The organism is Natrialba sp. PRR66, assembly GCF_034808065.1.
In the GTDB taxonomy this organism is placed as follows: Archaea; Halobacteriota; Halobacteria; order Halobacteriales; family Natrialbaceae; genus Natrialba; species Natrialba aegyptia.
Genome location: NZ_JAXHGN010000274.1, coordinates 1 through 235, shown reverse-complemented (window position 1 = coordinate 235; position 235 = coordinate 1). Strand labels below are relative to the sequence as shown.

1 pseudogene is annotated in these 235 nt (G+C 65.5%); it reads right to left on the bottom strand.

The window, feature by feature from the left end:
- Positions 1–13 precede the first annotated feature (13 nt).
- Positions 14–235, bottom strand: a pseudogene (locus SM755_RS24210) (ArsR family transcriptional regulator); the annotation flags it as partial.

The following is a 235-nucleotide window of genomic DNA, read 5'->3' as shown; positions in this document are numbered from 1 at the left end:
CCTCGGTCGGCGGTCAGTCCATCTGTTCCTGTATCTGGTTCTTCGCCGCCGACCGGTCCTCCGTCGACAGGTCCGGTTTGTCGCCCGTGAACTCGATGGCGAACTCGTCCAGCGTGCGCCGGTAGACGTTCGTCCGCCGCCCCTCGTCGGAGAGCTGTCGCCCTTCACACTGGAGGAGCCCGACCGACTCCAGTTCCTCGATGCGACGATAGCACGTCGCGATGGGAACGCCCAG